Here is a 5202-nt window from a genome sequence, read left to right on the forward strand (position 1 = left end):
GCCTGTAACTCGTCCTATGACCTCCCCTTTTTTCGTCATGGCCCGGCTTGTCCGGGCCATCCACGACTTTACTTCCTGATTTTCACTCCACCCACTTTGCGAAAATCCGCGCCCTCTCCCCGTTCGCTTCCATCCGGGCGAGCCAGTCATCGACGCGGGCTTTCCAAGCGGCATCCTGCGGCAGCAGATAGGCCTTCTCTGCTCTGGTGAAGGGCGCGTCGGGGCTGGTCGCGCAGAGGGAGGGATACTCCTTCGCCACAATCCGCGTTTCGATGGCATCCGTCATCATCACATCGGCGCGGCCCGCAGCGATTTCATCGAAGACGGTGGCGTTGTCCTTGTGGAGGATGAGCGTCGCGCGATGGATGTTCGCGCGGGCGAATTGTTCATTCGTGCCGCCGGGGTTCACGATGACGCGCACGCCTTCGCGGTCGATCCCGTCCAGCGTGCGGAAGCGTTCGGCATCCGCGCAGCGGGCGACGGGGGCCTTGCCATCGCTCAGCAGCGGCATCGAGAACAGTGCCTTTTCCTGCCGCGCCTCGGTGATGGAAATGCCGCCCATACCGATGTCGAACTTCCCCGTGGCAAGGTCATCCATCAGTGTGGGCCAGCTTGTGCGGGTAATGGTGAGCCGGACGCCGAGATCGCGGGCAAGGGCAGCGGCCATATCGGCGTCCATCCCCTCAAAATGTCCCTCCGGCTCCTCCCAGGAAAAGGGCTTGTAATCGCCCGTCAGCCCCACGCGCACCTCGCCCGAGTGGGCTATCCCGGCAAGGACCGGGCTTTCCGCGCGTGCGGCGGGGGCAAGAAGCAGGAAAGTGAGGGCGAGAAGGGCAAGGATCTGGCGCATGGGGCGGACTATAGGCCTGGTCGGGGCCAGCCGGAAGGCGGCCATTACTGGACTGTTAAGGGACCGGCTGCTAGAAACGCGCCCATGAAAATGCTCATGCTGAAGCCGGGAATGGGCAGCCCCGTTCCCCTCATAGAAGCGCGAATTACAGACCCGGACTGCCGCTGACGGACCCTTTCGGTCCGGGGGCAGGAGCCGGGTAATCCTTAATTCCATCGCGCAACCCCGAATAGCTGGGACCGTTCATGTCCACCGAAGATACGCCGACCGGCCGCGACTACCGCGACACAATCTTTCTGCCCACCACCAACTTCCCGATGAAGGCAGGGCTGCCGCAGCGCGAGCCGGAATGGCTTGCCCGCTGGGAGAAGCTCGGCCTCTACAAGCGCCTGCGTGAAGCGGCGAAGGGCCGCGAGACCTTCATCCTGCATGACGGCCCCCCATACGCGAATGGCAACATCCATATCGGCCATGCGCTGAACAAGATCCTGAAGGATGTGGTCGTTCGCTCGCAGCAGATGATGGGCAAGGACGCGTCTTATGTACCCGGCTGGGACTGCCATGGCCTGCCAATCGAATGGCAGATCGAGGAGAAGTATCGCAAGAAGGGGCTGAACAAGGACGAAGTGCCCGCACTCGAGTTCCGCCGCGAATGTCGCGAATTCGCGCAGCACTGGGTCGATGTGCAGCGCGAGGAATTCAAGCGGCTCGGCGTGTCGGGCGAGTGGGACAATCCCTACCTCACAATGTCTTTCGATGCGGAAGCGAAGATCGTCGAGGAATTCCAGAAGTTCCTGATGAACGGCTCGCTCTATCGCGGCTCGAAACCCGTCATGTGGTCGGTCGTGGAAAAGACCGCGCTCGCGGAAGCCGAAGTCGAATATCACGACCATGTCAGCCACACGATCTGGGTGAAGTTTCCGGTCGTGAAGGGCGATGCGCTCAGCGGCGCTGCCATCGTCATCTGGACGACGACCCCCTGGACCATCCCCGCGAACCGCGCGATCTCCTATTCGCCGAAAATCGCCTATGGGCTTTATGAGGTGAAGGCGACGGGCGAGAAGCTCGTGCTTGCCGATGCGCTGGCCGAGCAGGTGCGCAAGGACGCGAAGATCGAGGAATGGACACGACTCCGCGACGTGACGGCGGATGAGCTTGCAGGCGTCACCTGCGCGCATCCCTTCCGCGGGAAGGGCTATGATTTCGATGTGCCGCTTCTCGCAGGCGATCACGTCACGGAAGAAGCCGGTACGGGCTTTGTCCATACGGCGCCCGGCCACGGTCAGGACGACTATTTCATCTGGGTCGAGAATTTCGGCGCGAAGGACATTCCCGAAACGGTGAATGAAGAAGGCGTCTATTACGACCATGTGCCGCTTTTTGCAGGCAAGTTCGTGCTGACGCGGCAGGGCAAGGAAGGCAACGCCAACGCCGCCGTGATCGAAGAGCTTGAAAAGGCCGGTGCGCTTCTCGCGCAGGGAAAGGTCACGCATTCCTATCCGCATTCATGGCGGTCGAAAGCACCGCTCATCTTCCGCAACACGCCGCAATGGTTTGTGTCGATGGATGCGCCGGTTGAAGCGGCGGGCGGCAAGCCTTTCCGTCAGGTGGCGCTGGAAGAAATCGAGAAAGTGCGCTGGGTGCCGGCGCGCAACCGCAATCGCATCTATTCCATGGTCGAGACGCGACCCGACTGGGTGCTCTCGCGTCAGCGCGCCTGGGGTGTGCCGTTGACAATCTTTGTACGCAAGAGCGATGGGTCGCTTCTCCGCGACGAGGAAGTGAATGCGCGTATTGTCGAGGCGGTTGCGAAGGAAGGCGCTGATGCCTGGTTCGAGCGCCCGGCCTCCGAGTTCCTTGGGAGCAAATACAATGCCGATGAATGGGAGAAGGTGACAGACATTCTCGATGTCTGGTTCGATTCAGGCTCCACGCATGCTTTCGTGCTCGAAGGCCGTGGCCTGCCGTCTCCTGCCGATCTCTATCTTGAAGGTTCGGACCAGCATCGCGGCTGGTTCCAGTCCTCGCTGCTTGAAAGTGTCGGCACGCGCGGCCGCGCGCCCTACAAGCAGGTTCTCACCCATGGCTTCACCATGGATGAGAAAGGCCGGAAAATGTCGAAGTCGCTCGGCAATGTCATTGCTCCGCAAAAGATCGTGGAGCAGAACGGCGCCGATATTCTGCGCCTCTGGGTTGCCTCGACCGACTATTGGGAAGACCACAATATCGGCAACGACATCATCAAATCGAATGTCGAAGCCTATCGGAAACTGCGCAACACATTCCGCTATCTGCTCGGCAATCTCGCGGGCTTCGATGATGCGGAGCGTGTCGAAGTGGCCGACATGCCGGAGCTTGAGCGCGTGGTGCTGCACCGCCTTGCCGAGCTTGATGTACTCGTTCGCAAGGCTTACAGCGATTACGACTTCAAGCGCGTGACGCAATCCGTCTCGACTTTCATGAATGTCGAACTGTCCGCCTTCTACTTCGATATCCGCAAGGATGTGCTTTATTGCGACGCGCCGTCCTCGCTTCGCCGCCGCGCCTGCCGCACGGTGCTCGACCATCTCTTCTCTTGCCTGACAGCATGGCTCGCGCCGGTGCTCTGTTTCACGGTGGAAGAGGTCTGGCTGACGCGCTTCCCCTCGGACACGGATTCGGTGCATCTGCGCACCTTCCCGGAAATCCCTGCCAACTGGCGTGATGATGCGCTGTCGGAGAAGTGGAAAAAGGTCCGCGAGCTTCGCCGCGTGGTAACGGGCGCGCTCGAAGTGGAGCGCCGCGAGAAGCGGATCGGTGCAAGCCTTGAGGCGGCCCCCGAGGTCTATGTCTCGCGGCCCGAACTCATCGAAGCGATGAAGGGCGTCGATCTCGCCGAAATCGCGATCACGAGCCAGGCTACACTTATCGAAGGCGAAGGCCCGGCAGAGGCCTGGCGGCTTGATGATGTGCCGGGCGTTGCCGTGGTGCCGAAACTCGCCGAGGGGCGCAAATGTGCGCGTTCATGGCGTATCCTGCCGGAAGTGGGCAGTGACCCGGATTATCCCGATCTGTCATTGCGCGATGCGGCAGCGGTGAGGGAGTTCGACGCCCGCGCCGCCACAAGCTGAGCCGAAAGGAAGAAGCATGACCCGCCTGAGCCGCGAAACCTTCTGGGGGCCCCTCTCATTTCTGGGCTTTGCCGTGGCACTGGCGGGGTTCGCTTCGGACCGGCTGCATAAATGGTGGATGCTCCACATCTATGACATTCCCGCCCGGGGCCGGGTGGAGGTGACCTCTTTTTTCGACCTCGTCATGGCGTGGAACAAGGGGGTGAGCTATGGCCTCTTTGAAGCGCAGACGGGAACCGGCGTCGTCATTCTTGTCTGTTTTGCAATGGCGGTGAGCATCGGCCTCGCGCTCTGGCTGGCGCGGGTGGATCTGCGCGCCATCGCCATCGCCATCGGCCTTATCCTCGGCGGGGCCATTGGCAACGTCTATGACCGCATTGCCTATGGTGCGGTGGCGGACTTTTTTAGTTTCCACGCCTTCGGATTTTACTGGTATATCTTCAACATAGCCGATGTGTGGATAGCGCTGGGCGTGGCGCTCATCATTCTCGAATCGGTCTGGCCGGGCCTGTTCAGGAAGCCGGAAGCGCCAAAGACCAACGCCAGATGACACGAAAGCATCGCCAAGGAGACTGCGACGTGACCAAAGAAGCGGAAATCTCCCGGTTCCTCGGGTGGAGCGCAAAGGCCGGTATCATTATCGGGCTTTCCGTGGCGCTCACGGGGTGCGGTGGTGAAAGCCTCCGGGATACGCTCGGTTATGGCAAAACAGCGCCGGATGAGTTTGCGATCGTAACCAAGGCGCCGCTCGTTATTCCGCCGGATTATTCGCTGCGTCCGCCGCAGCCCGGTGCGCCCCGTCCGCAGGAAATGGAAATTCAGCCGGGTGTGACTGCGCAGCGCGCCCTGCTTGGCGACCAGGCTGTTGCCGCCGATGGCTCCACGATTTCTTCGGGTGAGCAGATACTTTTGCAGCAATCCGGTGGGGCGCAGGCCGATCCGCGCATTCGGCAGGTTGTGAATGCCGAGACGCGCTCCCTTGTCGAGCGTGACCAGACCTTCGTCGATGACGTGATTTTCTGGCGCAAGCCCGGTACGCCGCCGGATGAGCGCCTCGTCAACCCGTCGGAAGAAGTTCAGCGTATCCAGCGGAACGAAGCCGAAGGCAAGCCTGTGACGGAAGGTGAGACGCCGACCGTCAAGCCGAAAAAGGAAGGCTGGCTCTCGGGCATCTTCTAGGCCGGGCAATCGTTCCAGAACACCTCAAGCCTTTGCCGAGGAAGAGTGCTCCGTTCCCGATAT

At 61.1% G+C, this 5202-nt stretch carries 4 protein-coding genes; 3 read left to right on the top strand and 1 reads right to left on the bottom strand.

Annotated features, from left to right (window positions below; translation table 11 throughout):
* Positions 1-82: 82 nt before the first annotated feature.
* Entirely contained in the window at positions 83-850 is a 768-nt protein-coding gene (locus WBF74_RS03475; RefSeq protein ID WP_424435220.1) for a transporter substrate-binding domain-containing protein, read from the bottom strand.
* 245 nt (positions 851-1095) lie between these two features.
* Here WBF74_RS03475 and ileS point away from each other — a divergent pair, with 245 nt between their 5' ends.
* Genes ileS through WBF74_RS03490 form a run of 3 tightly spaced genes read left to right on the top strand, consistent with a single transcriptional unit; the run spans position 1096 to position 5139 of the window.
* Entirely contained in the window at positions 1096-3960 is a 2865-nt protein-coding gene (ileS, locus tag WBF74_RS03480) for an isoleucine--tRNA ligase (RefSeq protein WP_424435223.1), read from the top strand.
* Between the two features lie 16 nt (positions 3961-3976).
* On the top strand, positions 3977-4510 hold the full coding sequence (gene lspA / locus WBF74_RS03485) for a signal peptidase II (RefSeq protein WP_424435225.1): 534 nt from the start codon (positions 3977-3979) through the stop codon (positions 4508-4510).
* A 29-nt stretch (positions 4511-4539) separates the two neighbouring features.
* A complete protein-coding gene (locus WBF74_RS03490) occupies positions 4540-5139 on the top strand; it encodes a DUF3035 domain-containing protein (protein ID WP_424435228.1) in 600 nt (199 codons plus the stop codon).
* Positions 5140-5202: the final 63 nt, after the last annotated feature.

Origin of the sequence: Parvibaculum sp. (assembly GCF_049672805.1) — a bacterium.
Classification (GTDB): domain Bacteria; phylum Pseudomonadota; class Alphaproteobacteria; order Parvibaculales; family Parvibaculaceae; genus Parvibaculum.